Origin of the sequence: Aeromicrobium panaciterrae, assembly GCF_031457275.1 — a bacterium.
GTDB classification, from domain to species: Bacteria; Actinomycetota; Actinomycetes; order Propionibacteriales; family Nocardioidaceae; genus Aeromicrobium; species Aeromicrobium panaciterrae_A.
The window spans coordinates 261,968-287,725 of sequence record NZ_JAVDWH010000001.1 but is presented as its reverse complement, the minus strand read 5'-3'; the positions used below and the strand labels follow the sequence as shown (position 1 = coordinate 287,725).

Below are 25,758 nucleotides of genomic sequence, written 5' to 3'. Positions count from 1 at the left end.
CGCGCGATTCGATCCGTCAGGATTCAGCGTATGCGCGTAACCCACCTGAACTGCGGAACGATGAACCCACCGACGATGTCGCCCATCGTCTGCCATGTCCTGTTGTGCGAGACCGATGACGGATTGGTGCTGGTCGACAGCGGCCTGGGTCGAGCGGACTTCGCCGACCCGAAGCGAATGGGACCAGGACGGTTCCTGACTCGCCCCGCTCGTGAGGACTCGGGGACTGCCGCCGCGCAGGTCGAGGCACGCGGTCACGCGTTGTCCGACGTCACGCACATCGTGCTGACGCACATGGACTTCGACCACATCGGCGGCGCCGCCGACTTCCCCGAAGCCATCGTCCACACGACCGCTGACGAGTACGACTGGGCCGTAGCCAATCCGGACTTCATGTCCAAGCAGCGCTATTCGCAGAAGCAGTGGGCGTACGCGCCGCGGTTCGAGACACACTCCGGCCCCGGCGATGCGTGGAAGTTCGGCCTGACTGGCATCTCGGTTCTGCCCGGCATCACGTACGTACCGATGCCCGGGCACACCAAGGGCCACGCGGCCGTTGCGGTCGAGCCCGATGGAGGAGGCCTCCTGCTTCACGCAGGCGACGCGGTCTTCGACGCGAGCTCGTACACGCCGACGTCGCCGGCGGGCACGCCGCTTGGCAAGATCGGCAAGCTCCGGGCGTTCGAGAAGGTCATGGCGCAAGACGGCAAGAAGCTCGCCGGCAACCACGCGACCCTCGCGCGTCTCAATGGCGAAGACGGCGTGACCGTGTTCAACGCCCACGACAAGCGCATCTTCGACGACCTGGCTGGCTGAGATGGCAGATCTCGGGGTCGTGCGGGACGACGAAAAGAGTCCGATCTCGGACAGATTGGAACTCCTTGCAGTCGGCCTTGCGTTGGCGTTCCTCGTTGCGTACGCGTTGCCGATTCTTCGGCCAGATTCCTCGAGTGAAGTCATCGACCTGTGTCGAGTCATCGTGTGGGCTACTTGGGCCCTGCTTGCGATTGAGGTCGGTATCCGACTCTGGCACGCGGACAGCAAGACCGAATTCTTCAAGAGTCGCTGGCTCGACGTTCTAGCAGTCGCCCTTCCGGTACTGAGGCCGTTGCGACTACTTCGTCTCTTAGTGGTGCTGAGTGCGCTTCAGCGATTCGTCGGGCACTCACTGCGAGGGCGTATTGCCATCTACGTCGGGGGATCCCTCGCGCTGACCTCATTTGTCGGCGCACTCGCCGTGCTCGATGCTGAGCGGAAGAGTCCTGATGCAAACATTTTGAACTTCGGGGATGCGATCTGGTGGGTTGCAACCACCCTGTCGACCGTCGGCTACGGCGATCACTATCCAGTGACGAACGTCGGGCGAGGCGTGGCGGTCGCGTTAATGATCGTTGGCGTGGCGTTCCTGGGTGTTGTGACTGCATCGCTTGCAGCGTGGCTTATCGAACAGGTGCGGGAGATCGAGGCCGAGTCCGACGCGATTCAGCGCCGAGACATCCTTGCTGTGCATGAAGAGGTTCGGGAGCTGCGAGCCCAGCTCGCGCAGCGAGATCGCGCGGTCGATGATGCCTCGCCGCCTGAGGACTAGATGAGCCTCGACTGGTGGCTACGGAACAACGACAGCGGGAAGCTCATCCTGTTCCAGTTCCCCAATCCGGCGCTGTGGGTGTTCTTCGCCGCGACCGCGCTGCGTTGGAGCCCATACGACGAGGTCGACACTGAGCTGCGCTGGATCGGTTCAGGAGCGCTGATCGTGTGGGGACTGGACGAGCTCGTACGAGGTGACGCCCCGTACCGACGCATTCTCGGTGCGATCGTTATCGGGTGGCAGGTCGCCAACTTGCTGAGCTGACCAGGCCAGAAACGAAAAGTGCCCCGGACCGAGGTCCGGGGCACTTCTACGTTTGGGTCAGGCTTCGAGGCGAGCCTTCAGGCCATCGAGCTCAGTCCAGAGCACGGCCGGCAGGGTGTCGCCGAACTGCTCGAACCACTCGTTGATCTGCGGGATCTCGGTCTTCCACTCGTCAACGTTGACGGAAAGCGCCTTCTCGAGCTGCTCGGTGGTGACATCGAGACCGTCGGTGTCGATCGACGAGGCCGGGGGCACGAGGCCGATCGGCGTCTCGCGGGCTTCAACCTTGCCCTCTACGCGGTCGATGACGTACTTGAGGATGCGGCTGTTCTCGCCAAAGCCGGGCCACAGGAAGCCACCGTCTTCGTCGCGGCGGAACCAGTTGACGTAGAAGACCTTGGGGAACTTCGACTCGTCGTTGTTCTTGGCCATGTTGATCCAGTGACCGAAGTAGTCACCAGCGTCGTAGCCGATGAACGGCAGCATGGCCATCGGGTCGCGGCGGACGATGCCAACCGCGCCAGTCGCAGCAGCGGTGGTCTCCGAGGAGAGCGTCGCGCCCATAAACGTTCCGTGGGTCCAGTCGCGGGCCTCGGTGACGAGGGGGATCGTCGTCTTGCGGCGGCCACCGAACAGGATCGCGTCGAGCGGGACACCGTTCGGGTCGTCGTACTCGTCAGCCAGCGTCGGGCACTGCTTGATCGGGGTGCAGAAGCGGCTGTTGGCGTGGCTCGAGAGCTCGGTGCTCTCCGGAGTCCAGTCGTTGCCCTTCCAGTCGGTCAGGTGGGCCGGCGGCTCGTCCGTCATGCCCTCCCACCAGATGTCGCCGTCGTCGGTCAGAGCAACGTTGGTGAAGACCGAGTTGCCCTGCTCGATGGTGCGCATCGCGTTGGCGTTGGTGTCCCAGCCGGTGCCCGGTGCAACACCGAACAGGCCGAACTCGGGGTTGACGGCGTACAGGCGGCCGTCGGCACCGACGCGGATCCAGGCGATGTCGTCGCCGATCGTCTCGACCTTCCAACCTGGGATGGTCGGCTCGACCATCGCGAGGTTGGTCTTGCCACAGGCGCTCGGGAAGCCGGCGGCGATGTACTTGACGACGCCTTCGGGGTTCGTGAGCTTGAGGATGAGCATGTGCTCGGCCATCCAGCCGTTGTCGCGGCCCATCACCGAAGCGATGCGGAGCGCGTAGCACTTCTTGCCGAGGAGGGCGTTTCCGCCGTACGACGAGCCGAACGACCAGATCATGCGCTCTTCGGGGAACTGCACGATGTACTTGGTGTCGTTGCACGGCCACTTCACGTCGGCCTGGCCTTCAGCCAGCGGAGCGCCGAACGAGTGGAGAGCGGGGACGTAGTCAGCTTCGGTCTCTTCGATCTTGCTGAGGACGTCCTTGCCGATACGGGCCATAACGGTCATCGAGGCGACGACGTATGCCGAGTCGGTGATCTCGATGCCGAACATCGGGTTGTCGGACTCGAGGTGACCCATGACGAACGGGATGACGTACATCGTGCGGCCCTGCATGCAGCCGTCGTAGAGGTCCGTCATGATCTTCTTCATGTCGGCGGGGGCCATCCAGTTGTTGGTGGGCCCTGCGTCCTTCTCGTCGACGGAGCAGATGTAGGTGCGGTCCTCGACGCGTGCCACGTCATTGGGATCAGATGCGCAGTAGAAGGAGTTGGGCTTCTTCTCAGCGTTGAGACGCTTGAAGGTGCCGGCTTCGACGAGCTTGTCGGTGATGGAGACCCACTCTTCGGGGGATCCCTCGCACCAGTAGATCTCGGAAGGCTTGGTGAGGGCGGCTACTTCGTCAACCCAGCTCTGGAGCTTGGCGTAGGTCGAACGGTAAGTAGTGATGGTGTCTAAAGACATGTGTGAACTTTTCCTTCTCGCGCATCGCGAATCAAGCGCATTGATTCGCACTTCCCGGCAATCGACGTGTCGGCAGGGATAGCTGATGTGTGATTTTCCGTCTCCGACGGGCGAAGACGATCGACTGACTCTACGCCGGGGAAGCAATCAAAGCCCAGCGAGAGACGGGTGAAGATAGTCACATCTCCACCCGTCCCCGCGGTCCTACTTCTTGTAGGCGAACCTGATCGTGTAGTTGCCGCTGACGATGCCGGGTGCACGAATCTCGCGGAATGACTCACCGACTCCGCCACCGAGCTTGCGGTATCGAAGGTATGCCGTGAGGTCGTCCTGACGCGGCTGCGTGAGGAGCAGGTCGAGCAGTTCGTCGAGGCTTTCGGGCTCATAGACGTCGCCCTCTTCCTCGTCGACGAACTCTTCGCCGAACTCCTCGTCGTAGTAGTCGTCGAAGGACTGTCCGGCCAAGTTGAGAGTTCCGGACTTGGTGGCACGGGTCGACATCTTCCAGGCGAAGTCGAGGTTCTCGGGAGCCGCGTCACTGTCGACTGGAGCCTTCAGCTTGAGTCGCAGATCTACGGTCGCGCCACGCTTGGTCTTGATCACGCCGCCGTTCTCTACGGTCTTCCAGGTCGCGCCCGACTTGTATTGCGCGCTGGCGATCTTGTACTTGCGGTAGTCAGGCGAGAGTTCCGACTCAATCTCGACGTCGGTGATCTTGACCTTCTCGAACTGGTTCGACAGAAGTGCTTCGACGTCGCTAGCAGCTTCGTATGCGACATCCTCAGGGAAGTACTGCGATGTCGAGTAGCGCTGCGTACGTTCGAAGGTCTGCGGGAACGGGGTGCCTTCGCGCGTGTACGTGATGGTCCACGTCATCAGAGACTCACCGGCGCCGTACTGGTTGAGTACGGCGATTGCGTCGCCGGCCACCTGCGTCGCGACGACGTATGAGAGCGCGAACGGCACGCTGACCTTGGTGGTCGACTCCTTTGTGTCGCCAAGCCCGGTCGAGGTGCTGTGCACGTTGATCGGCGAGTGCGACTGTCCGATCGTTCCGAGGATTCCCTGGAGGCGGTCCTGGTTGATCACACCCTTGACGGTTCCGACGTTCGCGAGCTTGTACGAGCCAAACGCGTCGGGCTGGATGGTAACGGTGCTGGCGCCGTGGAAGGTCTCGTTGGACTTGCCGCTGAACTCGTCAGGGTGTCCAAAACCGATGACCTTGCCCGCACAGATCGCGGTGACTGTGCCGACTGCGGCGGTGGTCACCTCTCCATAGGAGAAGGTCGTGGCGAGGTTGCCTCCGACGACGATCGGGTAGTTGACGGGCGCGGACGACTGGCCGATCGCATCGACGAAGCCGGACTTCTTGTAGCTGCTCTTCGACTGCAGCGACGGTGAGCGCTTCGCCTGCTTGTTCGCGATGTCTGCGGGGGCTCCGCTGACCTGCTTCTTCGGACGCAGCATGCGGGGCTGGCCGAGGGACGCTTCTCCCTCGCTCGCGCTCTGCAGCGACGCGATGGCGCTCTTTGAAGCCGGAGCAGGCGCCGCAGTTGCCGCGTTGTACTTCGGGTTCTTCAGGTCGTACATGTACGTCGCGGGGGTCACGCCAGCAATGTCGCTGGGGCTATTGCTGAACCCGTATGAGACGGCGCCGATCAGGTCGCCTGTCGCGTCGTCGTAGACCGGTGAGCCGGACATGCCAGCCCAGATGCCTGCGTCGATCGAGCCGTCAGACTTGGTGATGCGGCTGTCTTCCATCTTGAAGACCGGCAGGTCCATTCCGGGACCGATGCCGTTCTGGATGGTCCGCAGGTAGACGCCATGGAACTCTTCCGGCGTCGTACCTTCCACAGTGGTCAGACCTGTGACCGGTTGACCTGGTGCGAGGGTCGAAGTGTCGTACGCATCGGGACAGTTGTCTCCGATGGCTGAGTAGGAAGCGGTTGCCGTTGCGGCGAGACCTCCCACGACTAAGGCACTCACGGCTGTGAGGCTGGCAAAGGCATGCAGGGGTCGCGTCGTCATGGGGTCCTCCCCGATGGACAGATGATGGCAATCCCGACGCTATGTCACCGGGAGGTCAGCCGTGGAGCATTCGTGAAACCGACCGGATTTTCGCTCGGGTCGGGGCCACGCTAGAATCAGCGAGGCCCTTCGGGGCAAGCGCCCGTAGCTCAACGGATAGAGCATCTGACTACGGATCAGAAGGTTAGGGGTTCGAATCCCTTCGGGCGCGCAACACCCGCCTCGTACTGACCGATCAGGTCGTACGAGGTTTGTCGTTTCTGGGTGCGCCTCGTTGCCGGTTACGTGCATAGTGGCAACACACGTGATGTGTTCTCGGATTACTTCTGAGGAGCTCCCATGGCCAGATGGATCCCACGGCAAGTTCCGACTCTCGCAGGTGGTCAAGCGCCCGGTTCGCCGACGTTCGGTACGGGCGGAGGTCAACTAGCCCAACCTGCTCAGCCAGGCCAACCGGTTGAACCAGCCCAACCTGCTCAGGCTGCGGCATCAGATACCAAGCACAACCAACAGCCTTCGACGGAAGCTTGCGTCATCGCGTTGGCGCTCCTCGTCGTCGGCAGTGTTGTGGCGACGCTGCTTCTCGGCACAAAGTGGGGCCCCACCTACATCCCTGCGGCGGGGATCGGCGCATTCGCCCTTTTCTACGTCGCCGCGCAGGCGATCGAGCGCTTGGTCGAAGTGTTGGTCGGGCTGATCCCTGCCCGTTGGACCTTCGACAAGCCCGCGGCGCTCAAGAGCCTCGATAGCGCGATTGTCGCCGCTGAAAATGCGCCAGGCGGGGGCACGAGCAAAGATGCCGCCAATGCGAAAGCAAATTTGGAACAGGTCGTTGCCAACCGGACGATGGTGACTTTCGGTCTGGCAGCGGCCCTCGGGACCGTCTTGTGCAGCTACTTCGAGGCGAACTTCCTGGCGGCGCTTGGTGTCAAGATGGGGACCGGGTTTGGCAACGAACTACTCACGGTCCTCGTCACAGCTCTGGTGATCGGTGGCGGCTCAAAGCAGCTGCACGACCTCATCACCAAGGTGAGCAAATCCAACGCCAGCGCGTCGGCTGCCGGAAGCTAGCTGACTACGTCGTCTTCTTGGCCGGGGCGGACTTCTTGGCAGGGGCCTTCTTGGCCGGGCTGGCCTTCTTCGCTGCCGCCTTTTTGGCCGGTGCCTTCTTTGCCGGAGCCTTCTTCGCTGCAGTCTTCTTCGCAGGCGCTGCGGGCTTAGCCGTCGGCGTCGGCGCCGGACGTGGCTGTGTGTACGACGGTGTTGGGGTGTTGCTGGCGACGCGGCGTGCAGCGGCGACCGCAGCGGCACCGGCACCGGTGACCAGACCGAGCAATGCGACCTTCTTGACCTTGCCGCGCTTCTTCTTGGGCTTGGCCGCATCGGGGATGTGGTCGGAGACGCTGTCGGGGATCTTCTCGAAGAGCTCGTCGCGCAACTCGAGCAACTGCTTCTTGTCGGGAATCAGGTCCTTGAGGTCCTCGCGATCGGGCAGACGGTTCTTCACCTCGTCACGGAGGCCGGGAGCACGATCAACCAAGTCCTTCGCCTGATCGGCGAGCCCGTCGATCTGCGCTTCGATCTTGTCGCGGATGGCCTTCTTGAACTTCATGTGCTCTCCTCGTGATCGTGCCCGTGGCCCCATCGTCGCAGGCTGGTGCTCGTCATTCCAGCCGTACGTCAGCCGGGTTCTTGTCCGTACGTACCCCGCGCCAGCTCGGATGACGCAGATTGCCGCTGTGCGTCCACTCGCCGAACTGAACTTCGCCGACGATCTTCGGCGTCACCCAGCGTGCGTCACGCTCGACGTCACGAGGAACCTCGACGAACGGACTGGTCTTCCGCTCCAGTGGCGTCAGGGACTTGAGCAAGGCTTCGAGGGTGCGCTGGGTGAAACCGGTGCCAACCTTGCCGACGTACTGCAGACCGTCGTCGCCGGGTATGCCCAGCAGCAGCGATCCGATGGTCCCGCCGCGCGATCCCGTCCCCGGCTTCCATCCACCGATGACGACCTCTTGCATCCGCTGGTGCTTGATCTTGATCCACGAGGACGAGCGCTTCTCCCCGACGTACCTGCTCTCGCGTCGTTTCGCGATCACGCCTTCGAGTCCCAGCTTCTTGCTCGATGCGATGGCTTTGGCGAGCGTGCCTTCGTACGCGGGTGGCACCAGGATCGTGTGGCCATCGTCGACATCGAGCTTGGCCAGGGCTGCGCGCCGATCGACGTATTGGTCATTGCGTATGCCCTGACCATCCGTCGCCAACAGGTCGAACACCATGTACGTCGCCTCGACCCGCTCTGCGGCGGCCTCGACCTCAGCGGGTTTGGTCAGCCCCATCCGCTGTTGCAGGAGTCCGAAGTCGGGAGCGCCGGCATCGTTGAGGGCAACGATCTCGCCATCGAGGATCGAGTCGTTGAGCTCGAGCTCGGCGAGAGCTGCAACCACCTCCGGGTACGCAACCGTCACGTCATTGCCCTTGCGGGTGAACAACCCGATGTCGTCCCCATCGACGACGGCGATCGCCCGGATGCCGTCCCACTTCATCTCGAAGGCCCAGTCGGACTCTTCCTCCAGGTCCCCTGGAGTTCCGAGCGTTGCCAGCATCGGTGGGACGAACTTCTTGGAAAGGCTATTTGTCGACTTTTGTACGGGGGCCTTCTTGGCTGGCGCCTTCGCCTTGTCTTGCATCAGATGGATCAGCCAGTTCTTGCCGGTCTTGATCAGCGCAAACTTGGGGGCGCCCTCAAGTTCGCCCTTGGTGCCGGTCAGCGTGACGATGACTTCGTCATCGCGCCACTTCTCGAGCTCGTACGTTCCGGCGTCCCAGATCCACGACTTGCCGGCGCCGTACTCGCCCTTCGGGATCGTTCCCTCGAAGGTCGCGTACTCGAGCGGGTGATCCTCGGTCTGGACCGCCAGGTGATTCTTGGACGGGTCGGTTGGCACTCCCTTGGGCAGAGCCCAAGAAACGAGCACACCGTCGTGTTCGAGTCGGAAGTCCCAGTGCAGTGCGCTGGCATGGTGTTCCTGGATCACGAAGGTGTTGCCGTCGCTCGCGACCGGGCTGCCGATCGGCACAGGCTCCGGAGTTTTGGAGCCATCGCGCTTCGCTCGATATTCGACAAGCCGGTCGGTCGATGGCGTCGGCCCGACTAGGTGAGCCATCGGGTCTTTGCGCTTCTTCATCCGGGCCAGCACCTCTTCGAAGGAAAGCTGGCTGAGGTTGGGGTCGTCGAGCTCCTTCCACGTACGCGGCGTTGCCACGTTGGGTTCGAGCGTGCCGCGCAATGAGTAGGGAGCGATGGTCGTCTTGGAGGCGTTGTTCTGGCTCCAATCGACCAGGACCTTGTCTTTGCGGAGGCTCTTCTTCATGTCGCTGACCACGAGGTCCGGCAGCTCCGACTCCAGTGCTTTGGCCAGCTCCTTGGCGAACGCGTTGATGTAGTGGGAGTCCTGCGAGCCGTCGAGGCCGGCGTACAGGTGGATGCCTTTGCTGCCGCTGGTCACGGGCACGGCGTCGAGTCCGATGTCCTGCAGCATCTGCCGAGCCACCCTGGCGACCTCCGCGCACTCGGGCAGACCGGCACCGGGTCCCGGGTCGAGGTCGAGCACCAGCCGGTCAGGGTTCTGAGGTGTGCCGCGGCGATTGACCTTCCACTGCGGGACGTGAAGCTCGATCGCCGCAACTTGTCCGGCCCACGCGAGGGCTGCGGCGCTGGTGAAGACGGGGTATTCCTTGGTGTCCTTGCTGTGCTCGACGGCTACCCGTCGGATCCAGCTCGGCGCAGAGTCCGGGAGGTTCTTCTCGAAGAACACCTCGCCCGGCTTGTCGGTTGAGCCGACGCCGTTGACCCAGCGCTTGCGGGTCGTCAGCCGGTCGGCGAGATGCGGGAGAAGGATCGGCGCGATCTCGACGTAGTAATGGATGACCTCGGCCTTGGTGGTCCCGGTCAGGGGATAGATCACCTTGTCGGGATTGGTCAGGCGGAGGCGATGACCGGCGATCGACACAGTCTGAGGCGCATCGGCCAACGGTAGTCCTCCAGCCTCAGATCAGTCGGCATAGTCCGAAAGAACTACGCCGAATAGTCATTTCGGGTTGTGCTCAGCCGCGACACGTGCAAGGGTGGGGATGCCGGTTGAGCAAAAGCCGCGCACGGTTTCGACTCCTTGGAGTATCCCGTGAATGCAGCTCCCGTTACCACCATTGATGACACCACAGACCTTCTTGAGAAGGCCGCAGATGCCGATGCCCAAGAACGAACCGTCCTCGAGGACCAGCTCGTGCACCGCTATCTCGGCCTGGCGACGCACCTTGCTGGGCGATACGTCGGACGCGGCGCTGACCGCGAGGACCTCGTCCAGGTGGCCAGCTTTGCACTGGTCAAGGCGATACGCGGCTTCCATCATGATCGTGGCGAGTTCGTCCCGTTTGCGACGGTGACGATCCTTGGCGAGATCAAGAAGTACTTCCGTGACTACTGCTGGGGAGTACGACCTCCTCGCCGCGTCCAACAGCTCCAGGCAGACATGGCGGCTGCCACGGAGCGACGCATGCACTCCTATGCGCACACCCCGGACGATGCAGATCTCGCTGCAGAGCTCGGCACGGAGGTCGCGGACATCCGTGAGGCGCAAGCGGCACGAAGCTGTTTCTCACCCTCCTCGCTGGATCAGCCGATTCGCATCGGCGGACGCCCGCTCGGTGAAGGGCTGCCGGTGGAGGAGTCTGCCTACGACTTCATTGAGGAGTGGGTGAGTGTCGCTCCTCTATGTCAGCGACTCACTGATGCTGAGCGAGAGCTCCTCTATCTTCGGTTCGTCGAGGACAAGTCTCAGCAGGAGATTGCGGCGATCATCGGCGTCAGCCAGATGCAGGTGTCGCGACGTCTCTCGAAACTGCTCGAGTCATTGAGGTCCGAGGTGCTGGAGTCCTCGGCGGCATGACTCAGCCGAGGTCGACAAACCGTGTGGTGAACGAGTTGCCATCGGTGTGAGCGACCTTGGTCGAGACCTCGTCGACGATCGAGACGGCCAGGTGCTCGATCGGCGGCGGCTCGGATGCCGGGGCGTCGCCAACGGGTGAGTGCCAGATCAATGACACATCGTGGTGACGACCGCACGCCTTGCACAAATCTTGGAGGCGCTTCGCGTCGCTCTCGTTGGCGGGTTGCTCGCAAACCGCGATGACCGTCGCGTGCGGACCTACCCTTCCGGCGAGACCTTCGAGGGCTCGTTGCCCCGCGACAGTGTCGAGCCGGCAGATGACGTTCTCCGCGGACTTCAACCAACCGGTTTCCACACTGACCGCGTGTGTACGGCAACCACGTCGCCCAAGCTCCGCGCTCAGAGCGTGGTCGATCCGGCCGTTGTCTCCGAACAACGTGATGGTGAGGGTCGCAGCGTCTCGGATGGGAGTTGTGAGCGGGTCTGGGCGATCGGTCATCCGACGTCCTTTCCGGTTCACACCGGTTGTGTTGATCAGTCGGTCAGGCGTGACGTACCCATGGGTCTGGACACCAAACAAATCACGGTAGGTTTCCGGCGCGACTTGTGGTTTCCTGTAGCCGCACAGAATCTAGCGAGGGGTGAGCAATGGACACTTCGTTTTTTTCAGAGATGGCGCTCGAGCTGCACAACGAGCCCACAGCAGAACGCACCATCGAGCGCATTGCAGAATTCGCGATGACCGCGACCAGCTGCGACGACGCCGGAATCATGCTGGTCAGAGGGCGGAACCAGATCGAGACTGCGGCGGCCACGTCGAGTCGCGTAGGTGAGTCCCACAACCTTCAAATCATCTTCGATGAGGGCCCATGCCTCGATGCGATCGAGGGCGGACCGCTCTACCTGTCGAACGACACCGCCGCGGATCTTCGCTGGCCCGCGTGGGGCCCGGCTGTCACCGAGCTCGGAATGCGAAGCGTGCTCAGCCTCCGTCTTGAGACGCGTACGCGCCGATACGGTTCGCTCAATCTTTACGCAGACCGCACCGACGCCTTCGATGACGACGACGTGGCTGTCGCCTCCATCTTCGTGACTCATGCCTCGATCGCACTTTCCAGTGCTCACAATGAAGAAGGGCTGCAGGTCGCGATCGATGCGCGCAAGCTGATCGGACAGGCGCAAGGCATTCTCATGGAGCGTTACGACCTCGACTCGACGCGCGCGTTCGAGTTCCTGCGTCGACTGTCGCAGCACCACAACATCAAGCTGCGCGATGTTGCTTCATGGGTAGTCGAGCACCGCACCTCGGACCATGTCGACCTCGCCGTTACCCCGCCCGAGGGTGAACCGGCAGCCGTCTAGGACGTCTTGCGCGCTGCGGTCTTCTTGGCGGGCTTGGAGGCGGCCTTCTTGGTTTCCTTCTTGCGCTCGACGCTGCGCTTGAGGGCTTCCATCAGGTCGACGACCTCGCCGCCATCCGCCTCTTCCTCGGGCTTCTCGCCGAAGGTTGCCTCGGTGTCGATCGAGTCGCCGCTCTCGAGCTTGGCCTCGACCAGGGTGCGGAGCTGTTCCTGGTAGTCGTCCTTGAAGTCCGAGCTCTGGAAGTCGGCCGCCAGTGAATCGACCAGCTGAGCAGCCATGTCGCGCTCTTTGGCGCTGATACGCACGGTCTCTTCGAGGATCGGGAAGTCGACTTCGCGCACTTCGTCGTCCCACAGCATCGTCTGCAGGATGAGTACGCCATCACGTACGCGCAGCGCTGCCAGCCGAGTCTTCTGTCGCATCGCGAACGTAACGATCGCCGTACGATCCGAATCCTCGAGTGCCTTGCGAAGCAGAACGTACGGCTTCAGCGCCTGATCCTCAGGCTCGAGGAAGTAACTGCGGTCGTAGCGAATCGGATCGATCTGGTCGTCGGGGACGAACTCGAGGACCTCGATCTCACGGGTGTATTCGGCAGGCAGCGACTGGAAATCTTCGTCGGTCAATACGACGGTGCGCGAGCCGTCGTCGTACGCCTTGTCGATGTCTTCGTAGGCGACGACCTTCTCGCACACTTCGCAGCGGCGCTGGTAGCGAATGCGCCCGCCGTCCTTGTTGTGGACCTGGTGCAGGGACACGTCATGGCTCTCAGTCGCGCTGTAGAGCTTGATGGGCACGTTGACCAGCCCGAAGCTGATGGCGCCCTTCCAGATCGATCGCATAGGTACAAGTGAACCCCGAGCAGGGTTCGAGCGCTAGTCGCGGCCGATTTGGCCCCACAATGGAGCCATGAGCTCCCGCCCCGAGCACGTCATCGTCGTAGGTGCGGGCATGGTCGGTCTTTCGACCGCGTGGTTCCTCCAGCGCGAAGGGATTCGCGTCACCGTGGTCGACCGCGGCGGCGTCGCAGCGGGCTCCTCATGGGGCAACGCCGGGTGGCTCGCGCCATCGCTCACCCTGCCGCTTCCCGATCCGGCGATTCTGGCCGGTGGCATCAAGGCCACGCTGAGCCCGTCGTCGCCCGTGTATGTGCCGCTGACGACCAACCCTCGACTGCTGAAGTTCCTCGCCGACTTCACCCGACACTGCACGTCGTCGAAGTGGCGTGCGGCGATGACAGTGTTCAACCAGGCGAACGCGATGGCACTCGATGCCTTTGACGAGCTCGAAGGACTGAGCGAGCCGACCAAGCCTGCGGAGCCGTTCATCGCGGCATTCGCATCGGAGTCCGATCGGCAGAAGCTGATCGACGAGTTCGACCACGTGGCCGAACTCGGTCGGCGGACTGCATACTCGCTGCTCGACAGCGGCGAGATCCATACGCTCGTCCCGACCTTCGGCGAGGCTGTGACCTGCGGTGTTCGGCTCGCTGAGCAGCGGTTCATCAACCCGGGCCGCTTCGTTCATGCCCTCGCAGACTCCGTACGCGTTCGTGGAGCGGAGATAGTCGACGCCGACATACGCGAGATCCGCGACTCCGGCGCCGGCGTGGAGCTTGAGGTCAGAAATGGCGAGCCGCTGGTCGCTGATGCCGTGGTGGTCGCCACCGGAACGTGGCTTGGGTCGTTGGCCCGCGATTTCGGTGTCTCGACGATCGTGCAGGCAGGTCGCGGCTACAGCTTCACGGTGCAGCCCGAGCACATGCCGGTCGCGCCGATCTACTTCCCGGCGCAACGGGTGGCAGCCACGCCGCTCGGCGATGGGCTGCGCGTCGCCGGAATGATGGAGTTCCGCAAACCCGATGCGCCCCTCGATCCGCGCCGTATCAAGGCGATCGTCGATGCGGCCAAGCCGATGTTGACCGGAGTAGACTGGGAAGCGCGTTCCGACGAGTGGGTCGGTTCTCGCCCCTGCACCGCTGACGGTCTACCGCTCGTGGGCCGTACGAAATCTCCGCGCGTATTCGTGTCTGGTGGCCACGGGATGTGGGGCATCGCCCTCGGCCCCTTGAGCGGCAAACTGCTCGCCGAGCAGATCGCGCGCGGTGAGGATGCAGGGCTGCTTTCGTCATTCGACCCCCTGCGCTGAGAGACTCAGGTCATGACCGAAACTCGCTTTGCCCTGCGTCAGAAGATCACCCTGATGGTCAACCGGTATGAGCTGTACCCGCTTGCCGACGACGGGACCGAAGGGCCGCTGATGGCATTCGCCGAGCAGAAGCGGATGGCGTTCAAGGAGCAGGTCACGTTCTACACCGACGCCGCCAAGACCGATCCGATCTTCGGGTTCAAGGCGCGCACACGGATGGACCTCGCCGCGACGTACGACGTCACCGACAAGGACGGCAACCCGATCGGCGAATTCCGCAAGGACTTCGGCAAGTCGCTGCTGCGCTCGACCTGGCACCTGTCGACACCGGACGGACTCACCTCGGTGGGTCAGGAGCGCAGCCAGGGCGTCGCGATCGCCAGGCGAGTCCTGGACCTCGTGGGGGAGCTGCCGATCTTCCTGCGCTTCCACTTCGACTTCACGGCGCCCGATGGGCAGATCATCCTCACGTCGGAGCGTCAACGGTCGCTGAAGGACCGGTATGAGCTCACGGTCCCCAAGCTCGAGAGCGGCTGGCAGCTCGACTGGAGAGTCGCCACCGCGATGGCCGTTGCGCTCGATGCACTGCAGGGGCGCTGACGTTCTGAGCCGCTAGTCTCGCCGCATGAGTCGTCTCTGGCATGGCGCCATTGCCCTGATCGCCACCGTTGCCCTGGTCGTGCAGTTCGTCCTGGTGCTCGACCGTGATGGCAGCGTCGTCAATTTCTTCAGCTACTTCACTGTCGAGTCCAACATCTTGGTCGCGATCGCCTGCTGGCTGGTCGTCCTGAAGCCGGAACGGGGCGGTACGGCGTTCGGCATCCTGCGTCTCGGCGGGTTGGTCGGAATCACGATCACCGGCATTATCTTCTCGACCATCCTCGCCGGAGCCGTGAAGCTTGACGGGGTCGACTGGTGGACTGACAAAGCGTTCCACTACGTGGTGCCTGCGATGGCGGTGGTCGGTTTCGTGTTCCTCAAGCCTCGCACTCGGTTGGACAAGAGTGCGCTCTGGTTCCTGGTGTGGGCGATGGGCTGGCTGGCGTACACGCTGATCCGAGCCGAGGTGGGATCACCGAAGTACCTGGTGGAGGACGGCAAGTTCTCGAAGGTGCCGTACGACTTCCTTGACATCGACGCGCACGGTACTGGCGCCGTGGCGATCGTCAGCGTCGGTGTTCTGGTGCTCGCGTTGGCGATCTCGACGTTCTACATCCGGCTCAGTCGACCGGCCGTTCACGTCTGACGACCGACATCGGAAGGTCGCGGCAGGGAACGACTTCGGCGTACGTCGACAGGTCGAGAAGGCTGCCGGTCGCAAGGTGCGGATCGGCCGACACGACCGTGCGTCCCTGGTCGTTGACGAGTGTTGCGTCGGCGGACCGTAGTGACGGGAGAAGCAGGCCCTCGAGGGTCTCGACCAGGGTGTCGGCTCCGACGACACCGACCATCGAGCCTCTCGAGATCACTGGCGCGGTCGAGGTCATGACGTACTCGTCAGTGCACACGAAGTCGACGTAGGGGCCGGTGACGTACGGCTGCCCGGTGCGTTCCGGCGTACGGAACCACGGGTGACGGGTGTAGTCGAGCGGGTCGCCTGTGCCTGGCGCATCCGACTCAGCGAGCAGCTGCTGGTCGTCTCCCTGCCACCACGCCAAGTAGAGCGGCTCGTCGCTCAGTGCGTTGCGGGCGGCCACGTAGCCCGCGCCGACGATGTCGGCTGTCGCGAGGAATCCGCGAACGTGCGGCTCGATCTGCGCACGGGCGACCGCCGAATCGACGGGACCTTGGTCGAACAGCTCGACGAGGAGTCCTCGCATCGTCTCGAGCTCGGCCAGGATGCCGTGGAAGTGGCGCTCGATGGTTTCGACGCACGTGGAGAGTTCAGCGGTCTGGACCTTCATGTCGGTCCTCCTTGGGCGCGTGGGAGTCGAAGTCGTGGGTTGATCATGGCATCGCGGCGTGCAGGTCGGCCAGCCTTTCGAGCGCATCACCGATGTGCTCGCGTACGCATCGCCGAGCCTCGTCGGACGCGTGCGCCTCGATCGCGTCGACCAAGGCGAGGTGTCGCGCTGCGGTGGCGTCCCGGAAAGCCGGGTCGGAGAGCGGGAGTCGCAAAAGCGCACCAATGTCGGCTTCAAGACGTACGACTTCGCGCGTCATGCGCGCGGACTGGGTGAGCGCAGCGACCGAGAGATAGAGCTCTGAGTCGGCATGCCGCCATAGCCCGACGTCGGTTTCGTTCTCGTCGACCAAGAGAGCGCGCAGGCCCTCGATGTCCGAGGCGTCAGCCCGTTCGGCAGCGAGCTCGGCGCATCCGGCCAGGATCACGCCGTAGATCGTGCCGCGGTCACGCAGTTCGACACGGGACATGGCTGCAAGGCGACTGCCCAGCTCGGCGCCGCCGCTTGGTTCGGGACGGGTGACGAAGCTTCCGCCGCCTCGCCCACGGGTAGTGGTGACGAGTCCTTGCGCGCGCAGGGCGACGAGCGCTTCGCGCGCGGTGACGGTGGCAACTCCGAGCATCGCGGCCAGCTCGGGCTCGCTTGGCAGGCGCTCGCCGTCTGTCAGGACGCCGGAACGGATCGCCTCAGCCAGCCGGTTCTCGACGCGGACGGCACGACCCTCGTCCCCCAAAGGCGCGAAGATCGCGGAGCGCGTACGCGTCGCTGGCCTCCGCACCGTCGCCATGTCATCCCTCGATCTCGTAACCGGATCGTTGCAATCCGGGTGTAGCCAATTAATATCTGGTCCCATATGATTTTGCCACCGCGTGGCCCAGGTCACACCGGAACTGCTTCGTCCGCCGACCGAAGGAACCATCAGCGATGGCCGTCAGTACGTCCGCCGGATCACCGCCGAGCGTAGCCGCGTCGCCGGGCACCGCGATCTCGCTGCGTGGCCTCAGCAAGCACTTCGGTGACGTCAAGGCTGTCGACGACGTTGATCTCGACATCGCGGATGGCGAGTTCTTCTCGATGCTGGGGCCATCAGGATCTGGCAAGACGACCGTGCTGCGCCTGATCGCGGGCTTTGAGCAGGTCACGGCCGGAACGATCGAGCTCGCGGGCGAGGATGTCACCGCCAAGGCCCCGTTCGACCGCGACGTCAACACGGTGTTCCAGGATTACGCGCTGTTCCCGCACATGAGCGTGCTCGACAACGTCGCGTACGGGCTGCGGGTACGCGGGATTAAGAAAGCCGCTCGCCGGGCGCAGGCCGGCGAGGCGCTGGACATGGTCCAGCTCTCACATCTGGGCAATCGGCAGCCGGGTCAGCTATCGGGCGGCCAGCGGCAGCGGGTCGCTCTGGCTCGCTCGATCGTCGTGCGCCCGAAGGTGCTGCTTCTCGACGAACCACTCGGCGCCCTCGACCTCAAGCTCCGAGAGCAGATGCAGGTCGAGCTCAAGCAGCTCCAGCGCAACCTCGGCATCACGTTTGTGTTCGTCACGCATGACCAAGAGGAAGCCCTGACGTTGAGCGATCGCGTCGCGGTGTTCAGCGAGGGCAAGATCGTGCAGCTCGGCACCCCGCGGGAAATCTACGAGCAGCCCTCTTCGGCGTATGTTGCCTCGTTCGTCGGTACGTCCAACATCTTCGACAGCACCACCTCGAGCCGACTTCTGGGCCGCGAGGGCACGCACGCGCTTCGTCCCGAGAAGATCACGCTGCACCCGTCGGGGTCGACCATTACCGACGCCGGCGTGATCCGTACGGAAGGCGTCATCACCGAGTCGATCTACCTCGGCACCGGGCATCGCATTCATGTACGACTCCACGACGGCACGGGGATCGTCGTGCTCGAGCAGAGCACCGGAGGCAAGACCGACGATCAGCGGGGCGACGAGGTCCTCGCGACCTGGTCGGTCGATGACCTCGTACCACTCACGTGAAGGTTCCAATCCCACCACGAAAGATGGAGACACCGATGAGAATGACAACCCGAAGGAGCAGGAGGGCTTTCGGCGCCCTGCTCGCCAGCTGTGCCCTCGTCGCACTCGCTGCATGCGGCGGCAGCGACTCCGAAGGTGGCACGGCAGTCAAGAAGCTCGGCAAGAACGAGAGCAAGGTCTCGATCCTGGCGTGGCCCGGCTATGTCGAGGACGGCAGCAACGACCCCAAGGTTGACTGGGTCACCGCCTTCGAGGACGAGACGGGATGCCAAGTCACCAGCAAGTCATACGGCACCTCCGATGAAGCGTTCAACCTGGCCAAGACCGGCGACTACGACGTGGTTGTCGCGTCCGGTGACCTCACGGCTCGCATGGTCGCATCGAAGGAAGCAGTTGAGGTCAACACCGACCTCATCCCGAACTACGAGGGTGTCTACGACTTCCTGAAGGACAAGGACTGGAACACGTTCGACGGCAAGCACTACGGCGTCCCGCACGGCTATGGCGCCAACCTGCTGATGTACAACGAGGACGAGGTCAAGCCCGCTCCAACGTCTTGGTCTGCGGTGTTCGATCCGACCGAGGCTGCGAAGTACAAGGGCAAGGTCACGGCATACGACTCGCCGATCTACATCGCTGACGCGGCGCTCTACCTGATGAAGCATCAGCCGGAGCTCAAGATCGAGAACCCGTACGCACTTGACGAGGACCAGTTCAAGGCCACGATCGACCTGCTCAAGGAACAGCGCAAGAACGTCGGCGAGTACTGGTCGGACTACCTCAAGGAGATCTCCGCATTCGAAACCGGTGACTCGGTCATCGGAACGACGTGGCAGGTCATCGCGAGCTCGGTCGCGAAGTCGAAGGTCAAGGCGATCCTGCCCGAAGAGGGCTCGACCGGATGGTCCGACACCTGGATGATCTCGTCGCACGCCAAGAGCCCCAACTGCGCGTACGCATGGCTCAACTACATCGAGTCGCCTGAAGCCAACGCCCAGGCAACCGAGTACTTCGGTGAGGCTCCCAACAACCCGGGTGCCTGCGACTTCGCGAGCGACAAGTCGTTCTGCGAGACGTACAACGCCGGAGACGAGGAGTTCGCCAAGCAGCTCTGGTACTGGCAGACGCCGATCGCCGAGTGTGTCGACGGTCGTGCTGACGTCACGTGCATGGACTACTCGGAGTGGACGAAGGCCTGGACGGAGATCAAGGGCTAGGTAGAAAGACAGATATGTCGGTAGACACAGCTCGCGCAGCCGTTCCCCCACCGCGGGGGACGGCTGCGCGGCGTGTCTCATCGACCTTGAATGCCAGACCGCGTACTCGGCTCGCGCTGTTGCTCGCTGCTCCGCTGACGTGGCTGGTGATGGTGTACGTCGTGGCGCTTGCGGCGCTGTTGGTGTCGGCGTTGTGGACTGTCGACAGCTTCACCGGCGAGATCAATCGCAGCCTGACGTTCGACAACCTCAAGGAGATCACGACCGAGTCGCTCTATCGGACCGTCACTTTGCGCACGGTCGGAGTCGCGGCACTTGTCACGGTGATCGACATCCTCATCGCGCTGCCGATCGCGTTCTACATGGCCAAGCTCGCCTCGAAGCGTATGCAGCGGATCCTCGTCATTGCGGTCCTGACGCCCCTCTGGGCGAGCTACCTCGTCAAGGCGTTCGCGTGGCGGTCAGTGCTGTCGGACGGCGGCATCTTCCAGTGGGCGGCGAGCAGGATCGGCCTCGACACCCCCGGCTATGGCCTCACTGCTGTCGTCATCACCCAGGCGTACATCTGGTTGCCGTACGTCATCCTGCCGATCTTCGCCGGACTCGAACGGGTGCCGAACTCTCTGCTCGACGCCTCGGGCGACCTTGGCGCCTCGACGTGGCAGACCATGCGCACAATCGTTCTGCCGATGCTGACGCCGGCGATCATCGCGGGCTCGATCTTCAGCTTTTCGCTGACGCTCGGCGACTACATCACGGTCAACATCGTCGGCGGTGCCAACCAGATGCTCGGCAACCTCGTCTACACCAACGTCGGTGCGGCCAACAATCTGCCGCTGGCAGCGGCGATCGCCCTGATTCCCATCGTCATCATGGTGGGCTACCTGACGGCAGTGCGCCGTACGGGTGCCCTCGAGAATTTGTAGGCATACGCGATGACCCTGAGCACCTCCATACGACGTCTCCTCGCGGGACTGACCGCCCTGATCCTGCTGCTCATGTACCTGCCACTGGCCGTCGTCGTACTCAACTCGTTCAACACGAGCCGGTCGCTGACCTGGCCGCCGCCGGGGTTGACCTTCGACTGGTGGCAGCGCGCATTCCATAGTGAGGGAGCGCGTGATGCCGTCATCACCAGCGTCGAGGTGGCGCTGGCATCGACCGTGATCGCGCTGGTGCTGGGCACCCTGATGTCGCTGGCGCTCCAGCGTTACGACTTCTTCGGCAAGAGCTCGGTGAACCTGCTGGTGATCCTGCCGATTGCATTGCCGGGCATCGTCACGGGCATCGCACTCAACAACGCGTTCCGCGGGATCCTCAGCCTCCAGCTGTCGATCCTGACAGTGATCATTGCCCACTCGACGTTCTGCATCGTCACGGTCTTCAACAACGTTCAGGCCAGGCTGCGTCGTATGGGGGGCAACTTCGAGGAGGCTTCCGCTGATCTGGGCGCTGGCGTCTGGACGACGTTCCGGCTGGTGACGTTCCCGCAGCTCCGCTCTGCCCTACTGGCGGGTGGACTGCTGGCATTCGCCCTCAGCTTCGACGAGATCATCGTGACGACCTTCACGGCCGGTGCAGGTGTCAAGACGCTGCCGATCTGGATCCTCGACAACCTCTTCCGGCCCAACCAGGCACCCATCGTCAACGTCGTTGCGGTCGTCCTGATCCTGCTGTCGGTCCTCCCGATCTGGCTCGCCCAGAAGATCAGCGGCGACAACGAGGCCTTGCGTTAGATGACCATGATGGACGAACCACGCGTAATCCGAGACAGGAGCCAGCCATGACCCACCCCGCCTACCAGGTGACCAACCCGGCTTCCGGTGAGGTCGTCGAGACCTACGACACCGCGACGGACGCGGAGATCCAGACTGCGCTCACGGCATCCCACTCGGCATACGCCTCATGGAAGGACGTCCCGATTGCCGACCGCGCGGAGGTCGTCACGAAGGTTGCGGTGCTGTTCGCGGAGCGCGCCGACGAACTCGCGGCCATTGCGACCACCGAGATGGGCAAGCCGCTCAGTGAGGGCGTCGAGGAGGTCGAGTTCTGCGAGGCGATCTTCAAGTACTTCGCGACTGAAGGCCCCACCTTGGCTGCCGACCAGCCGATCAAGACGTTCTCAGGCGGCACGGCGGTCGTCCAGAAGCTCCCGGTCGGGCCATTGCTGGGGATCATGCCGTGGAACTTCCCGTACTACCAGATCGCACGTTTTGCAGCGCCCAACCTGATGCTCGGCAACACCATCATCCTCAAGCACGCCGAGTCGGTGCCGGGATCAGCGCTGGCGGTCGAGCAGATCATGAAGGACGCCGGGGTGCCCGACGGTGTGTACGTCAACGTGTTTGCGTCGCACGATCAGATCGAGACGATCATCGCCGATCCACGGATCCAGGGCGTCTCACTGACGGGATCGGAGCGGGCAGGTTCGATCGTCGCAGCGCTGGCGGGCAAGAACCTGAAGAAGTGTGTCCTCGAGCTGGGTGGGTCTGACCCGATGGTCGTACTCGACACCGCGGACCTCGACGGAGTTGTCGGCAATGCGTGGGACTTCCGGATGTACAACACGGGCCAGGCTTGCAATGCCAACAAGCGGATGATCGTGATGGACGACCTCTTCGACGACTTTGTGAGCAAGTTGACCGAGAAGGCGCGCGCGATCGAGCCCGGCACCTTCTCACCCGTGTCGTCGCGGGCTGCGGCGGAAGCGCTCGCCGGCCAGGTCGACGACGCGGTCAGCAAGGGTGCCACGTTGCACGCCGGCGGCGAGCTGAGTGAGGCGCCGGCTGCGTTCTATTCGCCGGCGGTGCTGACCGGGGTCACGAAGGACATGCGGGCGTACTCCGAGGAGCTGTTTGGACCGGTGGCCGTCGTCTACAAGGTCGGCAGCGATGAAGAGGCGTTGGCGCTCGCGAACGACACTGCTTATGGACTGGGCGGCTCGGTGTTCAGCGCCGATCCGGCACGCGCCCAGAAGATTGCGCAGCAGCTGGAGGTCGGTATGGCCAACGTCAACTCGACCGCCGGCGAAGGTGCCGAGATCCCGTTCGGTGGCGTCAAACGTTCTGGCTTCGGGCGCGAACTCGGCCCGCTCGGTATGGACGAGTTCGTCAACAAGCGGATGTTCTTCGTCGCCGACTGATGCCTAGCGAGCGGCCTCGAACGCCGCAGCGACGACGTCGAGGCCCTCGGTCAGCAGCTCATCGCTGATCGAGAGCGGCGGCAGGAATCGCACCACGTTGCCGTATGTCCCGCAGGTGAGCACGATGACTCCGGCTTGGTGAGCGGCCGTGGCGATGGTGCTGGTCAACGCCGGATCGGGTTCGTCGGTTCCACTCTTGACGATCTCGACCGCGATCATGGCACCGCGCCCGCGTACGTCTCCGAGGCGGTCGTCATCGGCTTGGAGCCGGTGCAGCTTGCCGAGCATGAGCTGCTCGATCTGACGAGCTCGTTCGACCAGTCCCTCGGCCTCGATGGTCTCGATCGTCGCAAGGGCGGCTGCGCAGGCGATGGGATTGCCGCCGTACGTTCCGCCGAGACCGGACACGTGGGCGGCGTCCATCATCTCGGAGCGACCGGTGACGGCCGAGAGTGGCAATCCGCCGGCGATGCCCTTGGCCGTGACGATCAGGTCGGGTACGACGTCGTCGTGCTCGCAGGCGAACATCGCACCCGTACGCGCGAATCCACTCTGCACCTCGTCGGCGATGAACACCACGTTGTTGGCGGTGCTCCATTCCTGCAGACCTGCAAGGAATCCCTCAGCGGGGACGATGAAGCCGCCTTCGCCTTGGATCGGCTCGATCACGATGGCGGCAAGGTTGTCGGCGCCTACCTGCTTCTCGATGTACGTGATCGCACGGCGGGCGGCGGTGGTGCCGTCGACATTCTTGTCATCGCGGTACGGGTAGGACAGCGGCGCCCGGTAGACCTCGGGTGCGAACGGTCCGAATCCGCTCTTGTAGGGCATCGACTTTGCGGTCAACGCCATCGTCAGGTTCGTGCGCCCGTGATAGGCGTGGTCGAACGCCACGACGGCCTGCTTCTTGGTGTGTGCGCGGGCGATCTTGATGGCGTTCTCGACCGCCTCGGCACCTGAGTTGAACAGTGCAGTCCGCTTGTCGTGGTCGCCAGGGGTCAGCCTGTTGAGCGCCTCCGCCACGGCGACGTAGCCCTCGTACGGGGTGATCATGAAGCACGTGTGCGTGAATGCTTCGACCTGCTCGCGCACGGCATCAACGACGCGAGGTGCGCTGTTGCCCACTGTGGTGACGGCGATGCCGGAGCCGAGATCGATGAAGGAGTTGCCGTCGACGTCCTTCACGATCCCGCCGCCAGCCTCAGCGGCGAAGACAGGCATTGTCGTGCCGACGCCTCGGGCGACCGCGGACTGCTTGCGCGCCATCAGTTCGACCGACTTGGGGCCAGGGACAGCACTGACGAGGTTGCGGCGTTGCTCGAGCGAGGCTGACATGCGTCGATTCTCGCTCTGGTCAGGCGACGCCGTCCAATATTCGCGCAGACTGACCGAGCAGTCCACGACGGTCGGCGACGACCTCGAAGACATACGTGAAGAACGGCGGGATGCTTGCCGCCAGGGCGAGCAGCGTCGTCTTGTGGCTCCAGCTGAAGGATCGGCGAGCGACGAGGGTCGTGAGGACGTACGCAACGAAGATGACTCCGTGCGTCATGCCGGCGACGGGAACGCCACCTTCACGCAGTCCGAAGGGCTCGGACTCGAGCACGTACTTGCAGAACATGGCTGAGAGCAGCAGAGCCCACGAGATGGCTTCGGCGATGGCGACGGTTCGGAATGCAGTTCGGGTGTTCACGGCGGCCACGGTACCCGCGTAACCAGATCGCAATATGAGGCGGGGACAATGTGAACATGGCATTCCTGCTGCGTGTTGAGCTTCCGGACGTGCCCGGATCGCTCGGCGCGCTCGCAACTGCGCTCGGTGGTGCGGGTGCCGACATCGAAGCGATCGAGATCGTCGAGCGTCAGTCGAGCGGTCGCGTCGTCGATGACGTGCTGCTCGAACTGCCCCCTCGGCTGATGCCGGATGCGCTGATCACCGCGTGCCACAAGCTCGATGGCGTACGGGTGCACTGGATCTCCCGCTACAACGCTGGCGCGAACCTGAGCATGGACCTCGAAGCCGTTGAGCGGTTCACGGCGGATCCCGAGAACGCGATCGCCGAGCTGGTCAACGTCATTCCGGCGACGTTCCGTACGGACTGGGCGATGGCTCTGCACAAGGTCGACGGCCAGGTCGCGGTAATGTCGAAGTCGTCGACGGCTCCCAAGCTCGTGCCCGACGCCGAAGCTTGGCTGTCGATTCGCAGCGCCAAGATCCTGCCGGAGATCGACGCCTGGGACTCAACAGTGCTCGCCGCGTCTCCTGCCAAGGACCGCAAGGGTCACCGCTTCGTACTCGTGGTCGGACGCCACGGTGGACCGGAATTCCTCGCGTCCGAAGTTGCCCGCCTGGGTCACATGGTCTCCCTGGCGGCCTCCGTACAAACGGTCTAGCTACTCCGCTGGCTTCGTCACTGGCGTATGCGAATGGTGGAAGCGGCCGAGAGCGTCGACCTCTTTCTCCATCTGCGGTACGGCGCCGGCGGCAATCTTGCGTACGAGCGGCCAAGCCAAGGGGGAGTTCATCAGCGGCTTGGTCCAGTTGGAGACCAGCACTGACTTCTTGACGTAGACGCGCGCCTTGCGCTTCTCGAAGCCCTTGAGGATCAGGTCGATGCAGTCCTCGATGCTGGTGGTCGCGTTGGATGGCCAGGGCAGCTTCTTGCGGACAGCCTTGAACGTCGGCAGGTCGGCTTCGGCAACGCGGACAATGTCGGTGTCGACCCACGACGGGTGGCACACGCCGACGCCGATGCCGAGGTGCGCGACTTCCTGCTTGTAGGCGATGGCCAGCATCTCGGCGCCAGCCTTGCTGGCGTTGTAGGACGCGAGGCCCGCGAGCGCGGCGAACGATGCCTGAGATGCGACGACCAACGCGTAGCCGTCGGTCTTCTCGAGGTACGGCGTCGCGTACTTGAGAGTGCGGAACACGCCGTTGATGTTGATGTCGACCACGCGCTCGAAGGCATCGTCTGAGATCTGACGGACGGTGCCGTACGAGGCGATGCCTGCGTTGGCGAGCACGAAGTCGATCTGTCCGAAGTGTTTGGCCGCGGCATCGATGGCGGTCTTCATCGCTTCGCTGTCGCGTACATCGGCTTCCCACCAGGCGGCCGACTCGCCGAGCTCTTCGGAGAGCTCCGTGAGGAGCTCGGGCTCGAGCCCGAGGAGGGCGACTTTGCCGCCCTTAGCGACGAAGCCGCGGGATACGCCGGCACCGATTCCGCGTGCGGCGCCGGTGATCAGAGCGACCTTGCCATTGAATGTCTGGGTCATCCGATTAACATACCGT

Annotated in this window: 26 protein-coding genes and 1 tRNA gene; 16 read left to right on the top strand and 11 right to left on the bottom strand. The window is 63.4% G+C overall.

Features of this window, described 5'->3' with window-relative positions:
• Positions 1 to 30: 30 nt before the first annotated feature.
• Genes J2X11_RS01410 through J2X11_RS01400 form a run of 3 tightly spaced genes read left to right on the top strand, consistent with a single transcriptional unit; the run spans position 31 to position 1,852 of the window.
• A complete protein-coding gene (locus J2X11_RS01410) occupies positions 31 to 816 on the top strand; it encodes an MBL fold metallo-hydrolase (RefSeq protein ID WP_309965765.1) in 786 nt (261 codons plus the stop codon).
• Between the two features lies 1 nt (position 817).
• The gene (locus J2X11_RS01405) at positions 818 to 1,588 is read left to right on the top strand and encodes a potassium channel family protein (protein WP_309965761.1); all 771 of its coding nucleotides are present in this window, start codon (positions 818 to 820) and stop codon (positions 1,586 to 1,588) included.
• Positions 1,589 to 1,852 (top strand): hypothetical protein, encoded by a 264-nt coding sequence (locus J2X11_RS01400; RefSeq protein ID WP_309965759.1) that lies wholly within the window; start codon positions 1,589 to 1,591, stop codon positions 1,850 to 1,852.
• 57 nt (positions 1,853 to 1,909) lie between these two features.
• On the opposite strand, the gene J2X11_RS01395 is transcribed toward J2X11_RS01400, so the two are convergent.
• A complete protein-coding gene (locus tag J2X11_RS01395; protein ID WP_309965756.1) occupies positions 1,910 to 3,727 on the bottom strand; it encodes a phosphoenolpyruvate carboxykinase (GTP) in 1,818 nt (605 codons plus the stop codon).
• A 204-nt stretch (positions 3,728 to 3,931) separates the two neighbouring features.
• Complete coding sequence (locus tag J2X11_RS01390) at positions 3,932 to 5,755, bottom strand: hypothetical protein (RefSeq protein ID WP_309965753.1); 1,824 nt, start codon at positions 5,753 to 5,755, stop codon at positions 3,932 to 3,934.
• A 138-nt stretch (positions 5,756 to 5,893) separates the two neighbouring features.
• Here J2X11_RS01390 and J2X11_RS01385 point away from each other — a divergent pair.
• Together J2X11_RS01385 and J2X11_RS01380 are read left to right on the top strand one after the other, a co-directional pair.
• A tRNA-Arg gene (locus J2X11_RS01385) sits at positions 5,894 to 5,966 on the top strand.
• Positions 5,967 to 6,295: 329 nt separating this feature from the next.
• The gene (locus J2X11_RS01380) at positions 6,296 to 6,826 is read left to right on the top strand and encodes a hypothetical protein (protein WP_309965751.1); all 531 of its coding nucleotides are present in this window, start codon (positions 6,296 to 6,298) and stop codon (positions 6,824 to 6,826) included.
• Positions 6,827 to 6,830: 4 nt separating this feature from the next.
• On the opposite strand, the gene J2X11_RS01375 is transcribed toward J2X11_RS01380, so the two are convergent.
• Positions 6,831 to 7,367, bottom strand: coding sequence for a hypothetical protein (locus J2X11_RS01375; protein WP_309965748.1), 537 nt, complete (start codon positions 7,365 to 7,367; stop codon positions 6,831 to 6,833).
• A gap of 52 nt (positions 7,368 to 7,419) precedes the next feature.
• A complete protein-coding gene (locus J2X11_RS01370) occupies positions 7,420 to 9,789 on the bottom strand; it encodes an ATP-dependent DNA ligase (RefSeq protein ID WP_309965745.1) in 2,370 nt (789 codons plus the stop codon).
• A 150-nt stretch (positions 9,790 to 9,939) separates the two neighbouring features.
• Here J2X11_RS01370 and J2X11_RS01365 point away from each other — a divergent pair, with 150 nt between their 5' ends.
• On the top strand, positions 9,940 to 10,704 hold the full coding sequence (locus J2X11_RS01365) for a sigma-70 family RNA polymerase sigma factor (RefSeq protein ID WP_309965742.1): 765 nt from the start codon (positions 9,940 to 9,942) through the stop codon (positions 10,702 to 10,704).
• Position 10,705: 1 nt separating this feature from the next.
• Here the strand turns inward: J2X11_RS01365 and J2X11_RS01360 are convergent, their stop codons facing one another.
• A complete protein-coding gene (locus J2X11_RS01360; protein WP_309965739.1) occupies positions 10,706 to 11,203 on the bottom strand; it encodes a hypothetical protein in 498 nt (165 codons plus the stop codon).
• Positions 11,204 to 11,352: 149 nt separating this feature from the next.
• Here J2X11_RS01360 and J2X11_RS01355 point away from each other — a divergent pair, with 149 nt between their 5' ends.
• Positions 11,353 to 12,066, top strand: a complete 714-nt coding sequence (locus J2X11_RS01355) for a GAF and ANTAR domain-containing protein (protein WP_309965736.1) — start codon at positions 11,353 to 11,355, stop codon at positions 12,064 to 12,066.
• On the opposite strand, the gene ku is transcribed toward J2X11_RS01355, so the two are convergent.
• Positions 12,063 to 12,908, bottom strand: coding sequence for a non-homologous end joining protein Ku (ku, locus tag J2X11_RS01350; RefSeq protein ID WP_309965733.1), 846 nt, complete (start codon positions 12,906 to 12,908; stop codon positions 12,063 to 12,065). The genes J2X11_RS01355 and ku overlap by 4 nt on opposite strands.
• A gap of 67 nt (positions 12,909 to 12,975) precedes the next feature.
• Between ku and J2X11_RS01345 the strand changes: the two genes are divergently transcribed.
• The 3 genes from J2X11_RS01345 to J2X11_RS01335 are packed head-to-tail and all read left to right on the top strand — an operon-like array spanning position 12,976 to position 15,460.
• Positions 12,976 to 14,214 carry an NAD(P)/FAD-dependent oxidoreductase gene (locus J2X11_RS01345; RefSeq protein WP_309965730.1) on the top strand — a complete coding sequence of 413 codons (1,239 nt, stop codon included), beginning with the start codon at positions 12,976 to 12,978 and terminating at the stop codon, positions 14,212 to 14,214.
• Positions 14,215 to 14,226: 12 nt separating this feature from the next.
• Complete coding sequence (locus J2X11_RS01340) at positions 14,227 to 14,814, top strand: hypothetical protein (protein WP_309965727.1); 588 nt, start codon at positions 14,227 to 14,229, stop codon at positions 14,812 to 14,814.
• Between the two features lie 25 nt (positions 14,815 to 14,839).
• The gene (locus tag J2X11_RS01335; RefSeq protein ID WP_309965724.1) at positions 14,840 to 15,460 is read left to right on the top strand and encodes a Pr6Pr family membrane protein; all 621 of its coding nucleotides are present in this window, start codon (positions 14,840 to 14,842) and stop codon (positions 15,458 to 15,460) included.
• Here J2X11_RS01335 and J2X11_RS01330 read toward each other — a convergent pair.
• Both J2X11_RS01330 and J2X11_RS01325 read right to left on the bottom strand, forming a co-directional pair.
• The gene (locus J2X11_RS01330) at positions 15,435 to 16,118 is read right to left on the bottom strand and encodes a cache domain-containing protein (RefSeq protein WP_309965721.1); all 684 of its coding nucleotides are present in this window, start codon (positions 16,116 to 16,118) and stop codon (positions 15,435 to 15,437) included. The genes J2X11_RS01335 and J2X11_RS01330 overlap by 26 nt on opposite strands.
• Positions 16,119 to 16,161: 43 nt before the next feature.
• Positions 16,162 to 16,905, bottom strand: a complete 744-nt coding sequence (locus tag J2X11_RS01325; protein ID WP_309965719.1) for a FadR/GntR family transcriptional regulator — start codon at positions 16,903 to 16,905, stop codon at positions 16,162 to 16,164.
• A 137-nt stretch (positions 16,906 to 17,042) separates the two neighbouring features.
• On the opposite strand from J2X11_RS01325, the gene J2X11_RS01320 reads away from it, so the two are divergent.
• The 5 genes from J2X11_RS01320 to J2X11_RS01300 all read left to right on the top strand — a co-directional run bounded on the left by J2X11_RS01320 (position 17,043) and on the right by J2X11_RS01300 (position 22,466).
• The gene (locus J2X11_RS01320; protein WP_309965715.1) at positions 17,043 to 18,107 is read left to right on the top strand and encodes an ABC transporter ATP-binding protein; all 1,065 of its coding nucleotides are present in this window, start codon (positions 17,043 to 17,045) and stop codon (positions 18,105 to 18,107) included.
• 35 nt (positions 18,108 to 18,142) lie between these two features.
• On the top strand, positions 18,143 to 19,324 hold the full coding sequence (locus tag J2X11_RS01315; RefSeq protein ID WP_309965711.1) for an extracellular solute-binding protein: 1,182 nt from the start codon (positions 18,143 to 18,145) through the stop codon (positions 19,322 to 19,324).
• Positions 19,325 to 19,410: 86 nt separating this feature from the next.
• On the top strand, positions 19,411 to 20,250 hold the full coding sequence (locus tag J2X11_RS01310) for an ABC transporter permease (RefSeq protein WP_309965708.1): 840 nt from the start codon (positions 19,411 to 19,413) through the stop codon (positions 20,248 to 20,250).
• 9 nt (positions 20,251 to 20,259) lie between these two features.
• Complete coding sequence (locus tag J2X11_RS01305) at positions 20,260 to 21,060, top strand: ABC transporter permease (protein WP_309965705.1); 801 nt, start codon at positions 20,260 to 20,262, stop codon at positions 21,058 to 21,060.
• 47 nt (positions 21,061 to 21,107) lie between these two features.
• On the top strand, positions 21,108 to 22,466 hold the full coding sequence (locus J2X11_RS01300) for an NAD-dependent succinate-semialdehyde dehydrogenase (RefSeq protein WP_309965702.1): 1,359 nt from the start codon (positions 21,108 to 21,110) through the stop codon (positions 22,464 to 22,466).
• A 3-nt stretch (positions 22,467 to 22,469) separates the two neighbouring features.
• On the opposite strand, the gene gabT is transcribed toward J2X11_RS01300, so the two are convergent.
• Complete coding sequence (gene gabT / locus J2X11_RS01295; protein ID WP_309965698.1) at positions 22,470 to 23,801, bottom strand: 4-aminobutyrate--2-oxoglutarate transaminase; 1,332 nt, start codon at positions 23,799 to 23,801, stop codon at positions 22,470 to 22,472.
• A 19-nt stretch (positions 23,802 to 23,820) separates the two neighbouring features.
• Positions 23,821 to 24,159, bottom strand: coding sequence for a DUF3817 domain-containing protein (locus J2X11_RS01290; RefSeq protein WP_309965694.1), 339 nt, complete (start codon positions 24,157 to 24,159; stop codon positions 23,821 to 23,823).
• Positions 24,160 to 24,215: 56 nt separating this feature from the next.
• Here J2X11_RS01290 and J2X11_RS01285 point away from each other — a divergent pair, with 56 nt between their 5' ends.
• Entirely contained in the window at positions 24,216 to 24,860 is a 645-nt protein-coding gene (locus tag J2X11_RS01285; protein WP_309965691.1) for an ACT domain-containing protein, read from the top strand.
• On the opposite strand, the gene J2X11_RS01280 is transcribed toward J2X11_RS01285, so the two are convergent.
• Positions 24,861 to 25,742, bottom strand: a complete 882-nt coding sequence (locus J2X11_RS01280) for a short-chain dehydrogenase/reductase (protein ID WP_309965688.1) — start codon at positions 25,740 to 25,742, stop codon at positions 24,861 to 24,863. It lies immediately after the preceding gene.
• Positions 25,743 to 25,758 lie beyond the last annotated feature (16 nt).